This is a genomic window from Paenibacillus sp. Y568, from assembly GCF_059445545.1.
In genome coordinates, this window is sequence record NZ_JCAIUM010000005.1 from 295,831 (window position 1) to 311,045 (window position 15,215).

General features: G+C 38.8%; 13 protein-coding genes and 1 rRNA gene. 9 read left to right on the forward strand and 5 right to left on the reverse strand.

Annotated features, from left to right (window positions below):
- Window positions 1–80: 80 nt before the first annotated feature.
- The 4 genes from jag to rpmH all read right to left on the reverse strand — a co-directional run bounded on the left by jag (window position 81) and on the right by rpmH (window position 2,380).
- The gene (gene jag, locus AC1D7X_RS09955) at window positions 81–770 is read right to left on the reverse strand and encodes an RNA-binding cell elongation regulator Jag/EloR (protein WP_495456629.1); all 690 of its coding nucleotides are present in this window, start codon (window positions 768–770) and stop codon (window positions 81–83) included.
- Complete coding sequence (locus AC1D7X_RS09960) at window positions 767–1,654, reverse strand: YidC/Oxa1 family membrane protein insertase (RefSeq protein WP_495456630.1); 888 nt, start codon at window positions 1,652–1,654, stop codon at window positions 767–769. The genes jag and AC1D7X_RS09960 overlap by 4 nt, the downstream gene beginning before the upstream one ends.
- Window positions 1,655–1,728: 74 nt before the next feature.
- Window positions 1,729–2,079, reverse strand: coding sequence for a ribonuclease P protein component (gene rnpA, locus AC1D7X_RS09965; protein WP_495456631.1), 351 nt, complete (start codon window positions 2,077–2,079; stop codon window positions 1,729–1,731).
- 166 nt (window positions 2,080–2,245) lie between these two features.
- Window positions 2,246–2,380, reverse strand: a complete 135-nt coding sequence (rpmH, locus tag AC1D7X_RS09970; RefSeq protein ID WP_495456632.1) for a 50S ribosomal protein L34 — start codon at window positions 2,378–2,380, stop codon at window positions 2,246–2,248.
- Between the two features lie 605 nt (window positions 2,381–2,985).
- Here rpmH and dnaA point away from each other — a divergent pair.
- The 6 genes from dnaA (at window position 2,986) to gyrB (ending at window position 9,305) form a co-directional block, all read left to right on the forward strand.
- Window positions 2,986–4,332, forward strand: a complete 1,347-nt coding sequence (gene dnaA / locus AC1D7X_RS09975) for a chromosomal replication initiator protein DnaA (protein ID WP_495456633.1) — start codon at window positions 2,986–2,988, stop codon at window positions 4,330–4,332.
- 194 nt (window positions 4,333–4,526) lie between these two features.
- Complete coding sequence (gene dnaN, locus AC1D7X_RS09980; protein ID WP_495456634.1) at window positions 4,527–5,666, forward strand: DNA polymerase III subunit beta; 1,140 nt, start codon at window positions 4,527–4,529, stop codon at window positions 5,664–5,666.
- Window positions 5,667–5,694: 28 nt separating this feature from the next.
- Complete coding sequence (yaaA, locus tag AC1D7X_RS09985) at window positions 5,695–5,913, forward strand: S4 domain-containing protein YaaA (protein WP_495456635.1); 219 nt, start codon at window positions 5,695–5,697, stop codon at window positions 5,911–5,913.
- Between the two features lie 62 nt (window positions 5,914–5,975).
- On the forward strand, window positions 5,976–7,088 hold the full coding sequence (recF, locus tag AC1D7X_RS09990; RefSeq protein ID WP_495456636.1) for a DNA replication/repair protein RecF: 1,113 nt from the start codon (window positions 5,976–5,978) through the stop codon (window positions 7,086–7,088).
- Between the two features lie 18 nt (window positions 7,089–7,106).
- Window positions 7,107–7,358 carry an extracellular matrix regulator RemB gene (gene remB / locus AC1D7X_RS09995; RefSeq protein WP_495456637.1) on the forward strand — a complete coding sequence of 84 codons (252 nt, stop codon included), beginning with the start codon at window positions 7,107–7,109 and terminating at the stop codon, window positions 7,356–7,358.
- 36 nt (window positions 7,359–7,394) lie between these two features.
- Window positions 7,395–9,305 (forward strand): DNA topoisomerase (ATP-hydrolyzing) subunit B, encoded by a 1,911-nt coding sequence (gene gyrB, locus AC1D7X_RS10000; protein ID WP_495475122.1) that lies wholly within the window; start codon window positions 7,395–7,397, stop codon window positions 9,303–9,305.
- A 67-nt stretch (window positions 9,306–9,372) separates the two neighbouring features.
- On the opposite strand, the gene AC1D7X_RS10005 is transcribed toward gyrB, so the two are convergent.
- On the reverse strand, window positions 9,373–10,200 hold the full coding sequence (locus AC1D7X_RS10005) for a YheC/YheD family protein (protein ID WP_495475123.1): 828 nt from the start codon (window positions 10,198–10,200) through the stop codon (window positions 9,373–9,375).
- Between the two features lie 560 nt (window positions 10,201–10,760).
- Between AC1D7X_RS10005 and gyrA the strand changes: the two genes are divergently transcribed.
- The 3 genes from gyrA to AC1D7X_RS10020 form a co-directional block, all read left to right on the forward strand.
- Window positions 10,761–13,337 carry a DNA gyrase subunit A gene (gene gyrA / locus AC1D7X_RS10010; protein WP_495475124.1) on the forward strand — a complete coding sequence of 859 codons (2,577 nt, stop codon included), beginning with the start codon at window positions 10,761–10,763 and terminating at the stop codon, window positions 13,335–13,337.
- Window positions 13,338–13,556: 219 nt separating this feature from the next.
- A complete protein-coding gene (locus AC1D7X_RS10015) occupies window positions 13,557–14,687 on the forward strand; it encodes an HD-GYP domain-containing protein (protein WP_495475125.1) in 1,131 nt (376 codons plus the stop codon).
- Window positions 14,688–15,151: 464 nt separating this feature from the next.
- Window positions 15,152–15,215, forward strand: a 16S ribosomal RNA gene (locus AC1D7X_RS10020); the annotation flags it as partial.

Consider the following 15,215-nt stretch of genomic DNA (forward strand, 5'->3'; position numbering starts at 1 on the left):
GTCATTGCATCTATATAGAATGAACTAAAGTCCAAATTTTCTGGTCCTTTGTACATTCTATTCTATCCATTTAATCTCGTTTATTTTAACGAAATGACTACACGCCGGTTTGGCTCTTCACCTTTACTGTAGGTCTTAACTAATTTGTGATCCTGCAGTTTCGCATGAATTACCTTACGTTCTTGCGGTGACATTGGCTCTAACACGACTTCTTTACGGGAACGTATGACTCGTCCTGCCAACCGATCGGCTAACTCTTCCAATGTCTTCTTACGTCGTTCACGGAAATTCTCCGCATCAAGAATAATTCTTATATAACTACTCGAAATCCGATTAGCTACGATGTTGGCTAAATATTGAAGTGAATCAAGCGTCTGCCCTCTTCTCCCAATCATAAGACCTAAGTCAGGACCAAAGATATGAAGTGTTGTTGCATCTCTTGTATGCTGTACATCCACTCTTACTTCTAATCCCATACTTTTGCCTACATCTAAAATGAAACTCACTGCTGCGGCGTATGGGTCATCTTCTACAACATGAGATGTAGAGGTAGAGGTTGGCTCCATTGTCCCCACGACTGGATCTGGTGAAACTTCTGTAAGCAAAGTAAGTTCTACTTTCGCTTCCCTGACACCAATCAGTCCCAGGAATCCTTTTGACGGCTGAGAAAGTATGTTAACCGTAACACGGTCTTGGCTTACCCCAAGTTGGGAAAGTCCCTTATTTACAGCATCTTCAACGGTTTTTCCTGAAGCGATGACGTTCCTCATTTAGACCGTTTAGCCCCCTTCGAGTTTTTGCCTTTACCTTTGTTTCCTTTATGATTACCTTTGGATTTAGCATTACCTGATGCTGCAATAGCAGATACACTACCTTTAGCCGTCGCTGTTGTATCATTATTGCGATATAAGAAGTAATTCTGTATCAATGTATACAAGTTACTGAAGAACCAGTACAGTGGCAACGCAGATGGGAAATTATATGACATGAAGAATATAAGTACCGGATATACCATCATCATAAACTTCATTGGCCCTTGTTGTGGACTTGGGTTCATCTTCATCATCATCTTCGTCTGCAAGAATGTTGTAAGTGCAGCTAATAATGGAAGAATAAAGGTTTTATCTGGACTGCCTAGTTGTAACCAAAGAAATTCACCATGGCGCAATAAATCATTTCCATATATAGAGTTGTAAAGAGCAATGAATATAGGCATCTGAACAATCAATGGTAAACAACCTGCTAATGGATTTACTTTATGCTCTTGAAATAATTTCATTGTTTCTTGTTGTTGTTGTTCTGGATTGTCTTTATACTTTTCTTTCAACTTTGCTAGTTCCGGCTGAATGGCTTGCATGGCTCTAGAACTTCTCACTTGCTTAATTGTTAATGGCAAAATAATTGTACGAACAATAATAACCATTACTAATACGGCTAGTCCGTATTGTCCACCGAACCAATTCGCAAATGTATCCAGTGCTTTAGCAAACCAGTAAACTACATTACTCTGCCAAAAGCCTCCATTTTGCAAATCTTCAAGAGTCTTGGGTGCAGCAGCACTCGTTCCACAACCCGATAATATGGTCATTGCGAATATCATCACAATGGTGAGGAGGATCCATTTCTTTCCTCGGCTAGTCTTCAATCGCGACACTTCATAACCCCTCTCTTAGCGCTTCCATTTCATAGTAAATCATAACATATTCACATGGACAAGGAAACCTGACTTCATCGGTTTGAGGACTTCAAAAGTGACGCTTTCCGTAACACGTGCATGATACTTCTTTCCAAATCCTTATAAGGCATATTTAACGCACCCTTGCGAACAATAAATACGAGGTCAATATGCTCCATCAACTCAGAATCATGGTGACGAACAATTTCCTTAACCAGTCTTCTCATCCGATTACGAACAACCGCGTTACCTACCTTTTTACTAACTGAAATTCCTACTCTAAATTGCTCCACTTCTCTTTTGCGGAACCAATACACAACAAATTGATGATTGGCGAATGACTTTCCATGACGATATACGCGACTAAAGTCAGCACGGTTTCGTAAACGTAAACTTTTATGCACGAGTTTCTCCCAATTTCACTTCAATTTTCAATGCAGTTAAAATTTTTCTTCATATATATATATTATAGTCAGCATCCAGATCCCCTAAACTAATCTGAACTTAACTATCACGCTTCCATTCTCAATAGAAAAAAAGACCACCGCGGTGGTCTTCATGAACGCTTAATTAAGCACTCAATGTTTTTCTGCCTTTTAAGCGACGAGCAGCTAGCACTTTACGGCCGTTTTTCGTGCTCATTCTTTTACGAAAACCATGAACCTTAGCGCGCTTGCTCACATTTGGTCTAAAAGTCGGTCTCATGTATTGCACCCCCTTACAGGATTTACTACTATAGATTAACCATTTTCATACTCACAGAAAATGCCTCTATACATTTAACCATGTACACGCTCAAAAGTCAACTGATCCTTGCGTTTTCTCATTCCCTCTTTTTAAAGGGGTTATTAACAGTTTTCCACAGCTCTCAAAAGAAACCAAAAAAAAATATAACTTATCCACTTGTTCACAATAATCTAAATTTTGATTATTTATAGCACAACCTGTGTATAAGTTTTTTTATAAAAACAAAGATGCTGTCGAAACTTTAACAAATTATAAACAATATCTTGTGTTGTGAATAAAAATTATACACAAGTTATTGAGTTTGTGGATAAATTGGTGTGAATCATTGAAATTACACGCTTATTTTGCTATGATGATAATACTTTTGGATGTGTATACAGGATTTAAACCTCAATATTATCAACAAGCTGTGGATAAAGTTGTGAACAATTTCAATTTATCCATTTTTTTATGTTTTCACCTTTCTGGGTTTTGGGGATAAATGCACCATTATTCAATTTTTTTCGACATTTCCTCTCATGGCTCTAGCCACATTTGGATGATTTAAAGGAGTGACAAAATCTGTGGAAAGCCATACTTCTGAATTATGGCAAGAAATTTTATCTATTATTCAAAGCAAATTGAGTAAGCCTAGCTTTGATACATGGTTCAAAGCAACAAAAGCGACGCGGATGAATGATCATTCCATTGTGATCTCTGCTCCTACGACATTTGCTGTCGAGTGGCTTGAGAGTCGTTATACCAAATTAGTGGGTTCAACTCTTTTTGAGGTTGTTGGAAAACAACTTGACGTTAAATTCGTCATTGAAGAGGCTATAATCGAGGATCCCATTCCATCACTATCTTCTCCCCAACCGCAAGTGTTTCATGAAGAAGCCATGTCTCACATGCTTAATCCGAAGTACACCTTTGACACATTTGTTATTGGCTCGGGTAACCGATTCGCACATGCAGCTTCTCTAGCTGTCGCTGAAGCGCCAGCTAAGGCCTACAATCCACTATTTCTATATGGCGGTGTTGGATTAGGTAAGACACATCTTATGCATGCCATTGGTCACTATATTTTGGAACATAATCCGAACAGTAAAGTCGTTTATCTTTCATCGGAGAAATTTACGAATGAATTTATCAACTCAATTCGTGATAATCGTACAGAGAATTTTCGTAACAAATACCGTAGCGTAGATATTCTTCTCGTTGATGACATCCAGTTCATTGCTGGGAAAGAATCGACCCAGGAGGAATTCTTTCATACGTTCAATGCGCTACATGAAGAACGTAAGCAGATTATTATCTCTAGCGATAGACCTCCTAAAGAAATTCCGACACTGGAAGAACGGTTACGTTCCCGTTTTGAATGGGGCTTGATTACGGATATTCAACCTCCGGATCTTGAGACTCGCACAGCGATTCTACGCAAAAAAGCCAAGGCAGAGAACTTGGATATTCCTAATGAAGCTATGACCTATATTGCGAACCAGATTGACACTAATATTCGTGAACTTGAAGGTGCTTTAATCCGTGTAGTGGCCTATTCATCGCTTACGAACCAAGATGTAACCACTCATTTAGCAGCCGAGGCGCTTAAGGATATCATCCCTTCAAGTCGCCCTAAGATGATAACGATGCAGGATATTCAACAAAAAGTAGGAGAATACTACAACCTACGAATGGATGATTTCAAAGCACGTAAACGGACAAAGGCTGTAGCATTCCCGAGACAAATAGCTATGTATCTTTCACGCGAATTAACGGACTTTTCGTTACCCAAAATTGGAGAAGCGTTCGGTGGTAGAGATCATACAACGGTCATTCATGCTCACGAGAAGATATCTCAATTACTTAAGGTGGATCAGGATTTATTTAAAGTCGTAAATAACCTCATAGAAAAAATCAAAAATCCGTCCTGAACAAGTCCAAGCCTATGCACAATCTATACACATGTGGATAGGCTTGGTTTTATTAATGAAACTAGGGTTATCCACATATCCACTGCGCCTATTACTATTACTAATAAAATCTTTAAACAATAACCATCTATAAAGAGGGTGAAACTAACGTCATCTTTTGACACATTCACCGAATTCTCTCAAGGAGTGAAAATATGAAGATCAGCATTCTTAAAAACAATTTGAACGATTCTATACAACAGGTGTATAAAGCGATATCCAGTCGAACAACGATTCCAATTCTGACCGGTATTAAGTTAGACGTGAATCATCAAGGAGTTACACTTACAGCAAGTGACACTGATATCTCCATTCAATCCTTCATTCCCATTGAAGATAACAATCAAACGGTTGTCCAAGTGGAGCAAACAGGAAGTGTAGTACTACCAGCTAAGTTTTTTGTAGAAATTATAAAGAAGTTGCCATCACAGGAAATTAACATGGAAGTCAAAGAAAATTTCCAAACATTTATCTCATCTGGAGCCACAGAAATTCAAATGGTAGGTCTAGATCCTGAGGAATTTCCTATTTTGCCAGCGATTGAGGGTAACCAGACTCTCTCCATCCCAGGGGATCTACTCAAGAATATGATCAAACAAACGGGATTCTCTATTTCCACACACGAAACAACGCCTATCCTTACAGGGATACTATGGAACTTAGAAAATAATGAATTAAAATTTACAGCAACGGATCGACACCGTCTTGCGACTCGTTCCGCTCAATTAAAAGCTGGTGAAGTGAGATTTAACAACGTCGTCATTGCAGGTAAGACACTAAGTGAGTTAAGTAAAATTATTCCTGATCAGAATACACTTGTTGATATTCTCGTATCCGATAATCAGGTCTTGTTCAAAATTGACCGCGTATTATTCTATTCACGGATTCTGGAAGGAATTTATCCGGATACTTCTAGGATTATTCCGTCCAACTACAAAACAGAACTAATTATCGACACAAAAAAATTAAGTGAATCGATTGATCGGGCTTATTTGCTGTCGAGAGAAGAAAAAACAAACATCGTAAAATTGCAAACCTTAGAACAAGGCGGAATTGAAATTTCCTCAAGTTCAACAGAACTTGGTAAAGTACGCGAGGAACTAGATGTGGTAGACTTTAAAGGGGATCCATTACGTATCTCTTTTAACTCAAAATATATGCTAGATGTACTAAAAGTAGTAGAAAGTGAGCAATTAATGATTGCATTTACTGGCGTAATGAGTCCTATTGTGCTTAAACCGATGGACGACAGTGAAAGTCTTTACGTTATTTTGCCTTACCGAACCAATAACTAAACGTTTGAATGCGAAAGGAACATTTCAAGTGAACAAAATACTTATCCACAGTGAATATATTAAATTAGACACTTTTCTAAAATTATCAAATTGTGTATCCACAGGCGGGATGGCTAAGGCTCTTCTTCAAGAAGGCCTAGTTACCGTCAATGGAGAACAAGAGGAAAGACGCGGTCGCAAGTTATATCCGGGCGATATTGTCAAAGTGACAGATGAAGGAACGTTTGAGGTCACTAAAGAATCGTAATCTTTACCTCAAAATAATCCCAAAACGTAAGTATCAGGGGTGGAGGATGAGGAGGATAACGTGTGTTTGTAAAAAACATTAGCTTGCAGCAATACCGCAATTATGAACAATTGCGGTTGGATTCCTTCGGGGATGTGAATCTTTTGATCGGTCCCAATGCTCAAGGAAAGACCAATTTGCTGGAAGCTATCTTTGTGCTGGCACTTACCAAAAGCCATCGAACGTCGAAAGATCGTGAGCTCATTGGCTTTGAACAGACAAGTGCTCACATCTCTGCTACCGTGGAGAAAAAATATGGACCTCTTCTTTTAGAATTAACCTTGTCATCTCAAGGAAAAAAGGCGAAGATAAACGGACTTGAGCAACGTAAATTAAGTGAGTTTATCGGTTCACTTAATGTCGTTATGTTTGCACCGGAAGACTTAGAGATTGTAAAGGGTACACCAGGGATCCGCCGTCGCTTTCTCGATATGGAGATAGGACAAGTCCAACCAAGCTATCTTTATCATCTGCAGCAATACCAGAAGATTCTCCTCCAAAGAAATAATTTTTTGAAGCAATTATGGGGAAAAGACTCTACGGAACAGGGATTGCTAGACATATGGAATGAACAGTTGGTAGAACACGGTGTTAAAATTATAAGAAAAAGGAAACAATTCATAATAAAACTCCAGAAATGGGCGGAGTCGATCCATCGGGGAATTACAAACGGTAGCGAAGATCTCCAATTACGTTATGTTCCATCGTTTGGAGAAGCGACAGAGGAAGATGAAGCTGTCTTATTTGAGCAATTTATGATAAAGTTAAGACAAATGAAAGAACAGGAAGTTCGGCGCGGCATGACACTTGCGGGGCCTCACCGTGATGATATGACCTTTTATATTAACGGTAAGGAAGTGCATACTTATGGGTCTCAAGGACAGCAACGAACGACTGCCTTGTCACTCAAATTGGCGGAGATTGAGCTGATTAAAGAGGAGATTGGCGAATATCCCGTTCTATTGCTAGATGATGTATTATCTGAGCTTGATCCTTACCGTCAGACCCAACTGATTGAGACATTTCAGAGCAAAGTGCAGACGTTCATCACCGCAACCGGAATAGAGAGTTTGAATGCGGATAAATTAAAGAATGCAAGCATCTATCATGTGAATGCAGGTCAAGTGGGTCTATAAAAGAGTGGAGGATTATTGATGTATATACATTTGGGGGGAGAAAGAATTATTCGTTCTTCCGAGCTCATTGCTATTTTTGACATATCCATAGAGAAATCTTCCAAAATATCCAAACAATTTGTTAATCACGTCAAGCAAGAGAAGACGTTAGTTAATATTGGCGAAGAAGAAGCTAAGTCCATCGTTGTAACGAAAGACACAGTCTTTTACTCTCCCATTTCTTCTTCCACTCTCAAAAAAAGAGTTAACGTTTTTTATGCTAATGCTTAATTAGCAGTTGTAGAATCTATAGAAGTAGGTGAAGGCATGTCTATGAATGAACCAATGTATGATGAGAATCAGATTCAGGTACTGGAAGGCCTTGAAGCTGTACGTAAACGGCCGGGGATGTATATTGGGTCGACTAGTGCTAAGGGCTTGCATCATTTAGTCTGGGAAGTAGTGGACAACAGTATTGATGAAGCCATGGCAGGTATCTGTGATCATATAGAAATTACCGTTCACAAAGATAACAGTGTAACCGTTGTCGATAACGGACGTGGTATTCCTGTAGGGGAACACGCCAAAATGAAACGCCCTGCTCTAGAAGTTGTTATGACTGTATTGCATGCGGGTGGTAAATTTGGCGGCGGTGGATATAAAGTTTCAGGAGGACTACATGGTGTAGGTGTTTCGGTTGTTAATGCTTTATCGGAAAAAGTAGTAGTAACCGTGAAACGTGAAGGACATGTCTACCAACAAGAATATCGTCGTGGTGCGCCTCAATATGACGTGAAGGTGATTGGAGATTCGGAGGAACATGGAACGACCGTAACCTTCCATCCAGATCCAGAAATCTTTACAGAAACCACTGAATATGATTACGCGACACTTCTTACTCGTGTTCGGGAAATTGCATTTTTAAATAAAGGTATTGCCTTGACGCTGAATGACGAACGAAGTGATACATCTGTTCGTTTTATGTATGAAGGTGGTATTAAGGAATATGTGAAGTTTCTAAACGAGAAGAAAGAAGCACTTCACGAGGAACCTATTTATGTGGAAGGCTCTCGCGATATGATGCAGGTTGAAGTAGCTCTGCAATATAATGATAGCTATACAGAGAATATTTACTCCTTCTGTAATAATATTAATACACATGAAGGCGGAACACATGAGTCTGGATTTAAGAGTGCATTAACTCGGATTATTAATGATTATGCTCGTAAAACGGGTATCATCAAAGACAGTAACTCTAATCTCTCAGGTGACGATGTTCGTGAAGGGTTGACTGCTATTATTTCAGTCAAAATTCCAGAACCTCAGTTCGAAGGACAGACAAAGACGAAGCTTGGTAACAGTGAGGTACGCGGTATTGTGGAGTCACTGTTCTCTGAGAAACTACAAGAGTTCTTGGAAGAGAACCCAGCGGTATCTCGTCGTATTCTAGAGAAGGGTCTACAAGCTTCTAGAGCACGTGAGGCTGCTCGTAAAGCACGTGAATTAACACGTCGTAAGAGTGCTTTGGAAGTTAGCGCATTGCCTGGTAAACTAGCTGACTGTTCTTCTAAGGATGCATCACTAAGTGAATTATATATCGTCGAAGGGGATTCTGCCGGTGGGTCGGCTAAACAGGGTCGTGACCGACATTTTCAAGCTATACTCCCTTTGCGTGGTAAAATTCTAAACGTAGAGAAAGCTAGACTTGACCGCATTCTCTCCAATGCTGAGATTCGCAATATGATTACAGCAATGGGAACGGGTGTAGGCGAGGACTTCGATATTAGCAAAGCTCGTTATCACAAAGTGATTATCATGACCGATGCCGATGTCGATGGAGCGCATATTCGTACGCTTATGTTGACTTTCTTCTATCGCTATATGAGAAAACTCCTTGATGCAGGGTATGTATATATTGCACAACCACCATTGTTTAAAGTAGAGCGTAATAAGGTTATCCGCTATGCAAATAGTGAAAAAGAAAGAGATGCGATTATTAGCGAATTTGGAGCTAATGCTAAATATAATGTTCAACGGTATAAAGGACTTGGTGAAATGAACGCAGGACAATTGTGGGAAACAACCATGGATCCTGAAAGTAGAACCATGCTTCAAGTTACTATTGATGATGCCATGTTAGCAGATAATATATTTGATATACTGATGGGTGATAATGTTGAACCGCGTCGTGACTTTATATATGAACATGCTAAGACAGTTAAGAATTTAGATATTTAAATAAGACAGCATGAGAAGAGAAGGTACCTATATTGGTACCTTCTCTTTGTTTTTCTTGTAAAGTACGTTATTTCGATACTTTTTTTGAAGAATATCTTCCGTAGGAAACAGCATAATGGTGAATACGACGGTATACATCTTTGTCAGAAATATATTTTTTAAAAGGAAAGAGGGCAGGTAACGTATTTACTTCTAAAATCCAAGGATTATGTTCTTGATCAATGGCAATATCCAGTCCTAGTTCTTTAATATGATGATATTTCTTTTGAAGTTGACTTGCGACAGAAACACCTAACCCTTTCAGTAATTGTTGTAGTTTGAAAATTTCCATATTGCTCATATAGGGAGACATTAAGGTTTCAAAAGTTTGAACTTTGCCTCCACTATGATGATTAGTCACTACTTTATGAGGTGCTGCGACACGACCAATAATTCCGGTTGAAACCCATTGGCCTGTTGGACTCTTCTGGGTAAGTACGCGTAAATCAAATGGACAGGAACGATAATGTAATAAGTGGATACCCTTTTGGATTAGGTAATTATCATTTCGAATATAGGCTTTAATTCCTACTAACAGTTCTTCGAGAGATGGGAATATTTCAGTTTTGGTGGTATACCGAAGTTGATAAGCGACTTGTGTATGCTCTGACGGGTCAGTTGAGTCATTGGGATCATTGGGTTCAATATTATTAAGAGTAAGTTGTTCAACACACATTACCCCTCGACCATACGTTCCACAATCAGGCTTTAGGAAGACCATAATGTACTCATTCAGCATATTAACTAAAGCTTCTGAAGAGTATTTACAGGTGGTAGGAATATAGGGAGATATATTTTCATTTTTTAGGAGCACTTTGGTTTTGGACCACTTGCTGGAGACACGCTGAATAGCCAAGAATGTTCATCCTTTCATTAATCTATTTTTGGAAAAGTAAGTTCTCAGTCCACGTACAATTGAACTTGATGAATCGTCAGTTATAGATAATCGTTCACCCATGTTGTTAGTTCACAGATCGAAGAAAAATGTGCTTGTTTTATCGTGTTAGAGGTGAGTATTTAGATACTTCAAAGGCTTAAAAATTAGGACAAGGTAGTAAAAGAATGGTATACTATGTGTTGGGGATTTCTTAAACATTGTATGAATAGGCAGTATAAGAAGGAAGGGCATATCCCTATTTCTCAGTTTTAAATTAGTCTTTATTTACGTTTAACGTGTTTAACGTTTAATTGTGCTCCTTTTGAGAAAGTAATATAATAAAGATTACTGGTTTTTAGCGTAATTAGCGTAATAGGTATTGAAGCGGATCTTTGACTTTATAAGGGTAACTCTAGGTTATGGTTAACATAACTAGTTTAAGTGCATACCCCTAAAAGGACGGAAAAGCCGTTTTTACTTGAATATAAGAATGTTGAAATTGTAATGCATTGCTTGATAGGAATTGGAGGAGGTACAGCATGGCAGAGGAATTAAACTCGCAAATTAAGGATCGGGATATTGGAGTTGAAATGCGCGAGTCATTTATGGACTATGCAATGAGTATCATTGTAAGCCGGGCTTTACCTGATGTAAGAGATGGATTGAAGCCGGTACATCGACGTATTCTGTATGCTATGAATGACTTGGGGATGACCCCAGATAAACCATTTAAGAAATCAGCGAGAATCGTTGGTGATGTTATTGGTAAGTATCACCCGCATGGTGATACAGCGGTATACCATACAATGGTTCGTATGGCACAAGATTTCTCTATGCGTTATATGCTTGTAGAAGGTCATGGTAACTTCGGATCAGTTGATGGTGACATGGCTGCAGCAATGCGTTATACGGAAGCTCGTCTTTCTAAAATTGCTATGGAAATGCTAAGAGATATTAATAAAGACACCATTGACTTTCAACCTAACTATGATGGGGAAGAACAAGAGCCTGTTGTACTACCTGCAAGGTTCCCTAACTTGTTGGTGAATGGGGTGTCAGGTATTGCCGTTGGTATGGCCACGAATATTCCACCACACAATCTAGGTGAGGTTATCGATGGTGTTCAAGCTTTAATTAAGAATCCAGAAATAACTTCAATGGAATTAATGGAGTATATCAAGGGACCCGATTTTCCAACCTCCGGGTATATATTAGGACGTCAAGGGATTCGCCAAGCCTATCAGACAGGCCGTGGTTCCGTTACGATGCGGGCTAAGGCTAATATTGAAGAGAATAACAACAAAGCGCGTATAGTTATCTACGAACTTCCTTACCAAGTGAATAAAGCAAGACTTGTTGAGAAGATTGCTGAGCTTGTACGTGAGAAAAGTATAGAAGGTATTACTGATTTACGTGATGAGTCAGATCGTAATGGTATGCGTGTCGTTATTGAGTTACGACGTGATGTTAATCCTAATGTCGTCTTAAATAACTTGTACAAGCATACGCCTATGCAGTCTACTTTCGGTATTAATATGTTAGCTATCGTTAACAACGAACCGAAGACACTCAGTCTGTTCGATATGCTATATCATTATTTGGAGCATCAGAAGGTTGTCATCCGTCGCCGGACAGAATTTGAACTTAAAAAGGCAGAAGCACGCGCTCACATTCTGGAAGGACTGCGTACGGCACTCGATCATTTGGATGAAGTGATTACGCTTATCCGTAGTTCTCAAACAACAGACATTGCACGTGATGGATTAATGAGCAGATTCGAGCTAAGTCTTGAACAGGCACAAGCCATTATGGAAATGCGTCTACAACGTTTGACAGGATTAGAACGTGATAAGATTGAGAATGAATACCAAGAATTGCAGAAGAAGATTGCAGAATATCGTGAAATCTTAGCTGATGAATTGCTAATACTGCAGATCATTAGCGAAGAACTAAATGAGATTAAAGAACGTTTCAATGATGAACGTCGTACTGAAATTACAGTAGGTGAAGAGAGCATTCTGGATGAAGACCTTATTCCACAAGAAGAAGTAATCATCACGATTAGCCATAGTGGCTATATCAAACGTCTGCCTGCTAACACCTACCGTAACCAGAAGCGTGGTGGACGAGGCGTTATGGGTATGGATACGAAAGATCAAGACTTTGTTGAACATCTCTTCGTAACCAACTCACATCACTATCTCTTGTTCTTTACCGACCGAGGGAAAGTATATCGCCTTAAGGCATATGAGATTCCTGACTTGAGCCGTACAGCGAGAGGAACAGCGATTATCAACCTGATTCAGATTGAGCAGGGCGAGACAGTTAACGCAGTGATTCCGGTGCAGAAGTTTGATGGTGAAGAATACTTATTCTTTGCTACTCGTCAGGGAGTCGTGAAGAAGACACCACTTGAGGATTATACGAACATCCGTAAAGGCGGCCTTATTGCTATAAACCTTCGTGAAGATGATGCTCTCATTGGAGTGAAGTTGGCAAATGGGGAGCAAGAGTTGATTATGGGTACGGCCCAAGGTATGTCTATTCGTTTCTCTGAGGATGATGTCCGTTCTATGGGACGTAGTGCAACCGGTGTTAGAGGTATTCGCTTAGATGATAACGATGAAGTTATTGGCATGGATGTCATTGATAAAGATTTGGATATCTTGATCGTTACAGCTAATGGATACGGTAAGCGGACACCAGCTAGTGACTATCGCTCTCAAAGTCGTGGCGGTAAGGGAATCAAGACGATCAACGTAACAGAGAAGAATGGTGCTGTTATTGCCCTTAAAGTGGTTAAGAATGAAGAGGACTTGATGATTATCACAACCCTTGGAACTCTGATCCGTACGAGTATGGAAGGGATCTCTACAATGGGTCGTTATACTCAAGGGGTTAAGTTGATTAATATACGCGAAGATGATGCAGTGGCTACTGTAAGCCGTGTAGACAAAATGGAAGAAGAAGTAGATGAGTTGCTTGAAGGTGAAGAATCCAATGAGTTAGATGTGGATTCAAGTACCAATGGAGATGAAACAGAATCTTCAATGGACAATTCAGTTGGTGAGGGAACTTCTCTAGATGCTTCGGATGAAAATATAGACGAAGAATAAATTTATATTAAGCTTTTTCAAATGACCTCGGTATAGTTTCCGGGGTCATTTTTGTTATTGTGGAAAGTTTATTTAAGCTTAATCTAATTAGGGGGATCGAATTATTTGGTTATATATTCCTAATTAAAGATTGTAGAGCAATAAAATAAATAATATAATGACCTTGATTGCTGTTGTAAAGGATCAATTTAAAAATGAAATGGAGATGTATATTAATCTATGACTAGCGTATCCATTTTGGATTTGAAACCAGGGCTCAAATTAGTTAAGGACGTACATAGCCCTTTAGGTGGCCTTCTTTTTCAGAAAGAAAAGGTATTACTCCCACGTGATCTAAAAATTCTAGAAGCATTTCTAGTGGAGTATGTTGAAATTGGACAAGTGGGTGATAAAATTATCCATACGAAGGAAAAGGCATCAAACGAACGCAAATTAACAGTTATAGAGAAAGTTCATACAATCTCTTCTAATCCTTTAGCTCAAGATCAGACAGCAATGAAGAGTACAACTTTATTCGATGAGGAATATGACAAGCTCATAAACATAATAAAAGGAGCCTACCCTTCCGTCGCTGCAGCGGGAATTCCCATTTACGAAATTCGTAATCAATTAGACAATGTCATTCAATATATCAAGGATTATAGTGTGATATCGTTTCAACCGCGTGTATTAAATAACTATGACTATATGTATCACAATGCCGTTCTGTGTGCATTATCTTCATATAAGCTTGCAGAATGGATTGGTCTTCCTAAAAAAGATTGGATGCAAGCAGCCTTTGCAGGCCTTTTCCATGATATTGGTAACGTTAAAGTAGATCCCACTATTTTATTTAAACCAACAGCATTAACATTGAGTGAAATAAATGAAATACGTGAGCATACAAAAACCGGATACCATTTATTAAAGAATGTCACTGCGATTAATGAAGGTGTTCGTTTAGCAGCTTTACAACATCATGAGAAGGTTGACGGTACAGGATATCCACTGGGTGTTCAGAGTAGCAGTATTCATATCTATTCAAGAATCGTAGGCATTGTAGATATATTTCATGCTATGACGTTAAACAAGGCTTACCGTAAGGGGCAGTCCCCATATTTAGTTCTAGAGCAGATTAACACGGAGTCCTTCGGTAAATTAGATCCAAAATTGGTGCATACCTTTATTAAAAAAGTTACAGAGTTTAATAATGGCGTAGTAGTTCGATTGAGTAATGATCAGATTGGTGAAATTGTTTTCGCTAATAGCAACGAACCAACACGTCCTATGGTATCTATTGGCCAAGATATTATTAACTTGGAGCAGCAAAGACATCTTTACATAGTAGAAATCATTAAAAAGAATACCTAGATTATACAAAGCCACCATGTAGTAGTTTATATTCGGTCATATCATCTTTAAATAGAATGGTATGACCGTAAATGTGTAAGCTATATATAATAATTAATATTATTAAAAAAGTGTTGCAATCATTAATTATACGTGATATATTATTAGTCCGGCCAGTAAATAACACATTTATTGAATCGGCAAGCCAAACTCGAATGAAACTTAAACGAAAAAAAAGCTTGCACAAACGAACCGGACATGATATGATATAGAAGTTGTCGCCGAGAACAACTGGTAACAACAAAATGAACAAATTGGTCTTTGAAAACTGAACAATGAGTGAGTAGATTTCACGAAAGTGAAGTCAAAACAAATGAGAAATCATTTGATAGAGAAAGTAATTTCTCGTCAGTTTGTTTTAAATGGGCATATCGCTCTTTCTAAATTGATTCCAAATCACTGCAAAGCTGATTTGAAATCAATATAATTTGGAGAGTTTGATCCTGGCTCAGGACGAACGCTGGCGGCGTGCCTAATACATGCAAGTCG

Coding starts and splice junctions, on each gene's coding strand:
- rpmH (WP_495456632.1), bottom strand. CDS start 2,380: ATGAGACCGACTTTTAGACCAAATGTGAGCAAGCGCGCTAAGGTTCAT.
- jag (WP_495456629.1), bottom strand. CDS start 770: ATGAGGAACGTCATCGCTTCAGGAAAAACCGTTGAAGATGCTGTAAAT.
- remB (WP_495456637.1), top strand. CDS start 7,107: ATGTATATACATTTGGGGGGAGAAAGAATTATTCGTTCTTCCGAGCTC.
- AC1D7X_RS10015 (WP_495475125.1), top strand. CDS start 13,557: ATGACTAGCGTATCCATTTTGGATTTGAAACCAGGGCTCAAATTAGTT.
- dnaN (WP_495456634.1), top strand. CDS start 4,527: ATGAAGATCAGCATTCTTAAAAACAATTTGAACGATTCTATACAACAG.
- gyrA (WP_495475124.1), top strand. CDS start 10,761: ATGGCAGAGGAATTAAACTCGCAAATTAAGGATCGGGATATTGGAGTT.
- gyrB (WP_495475122.1), top strand. CDS start 7,395: ATGTCTATGAATGAACCAATGTATGATGAGAATCAGATTCAGGTACTG.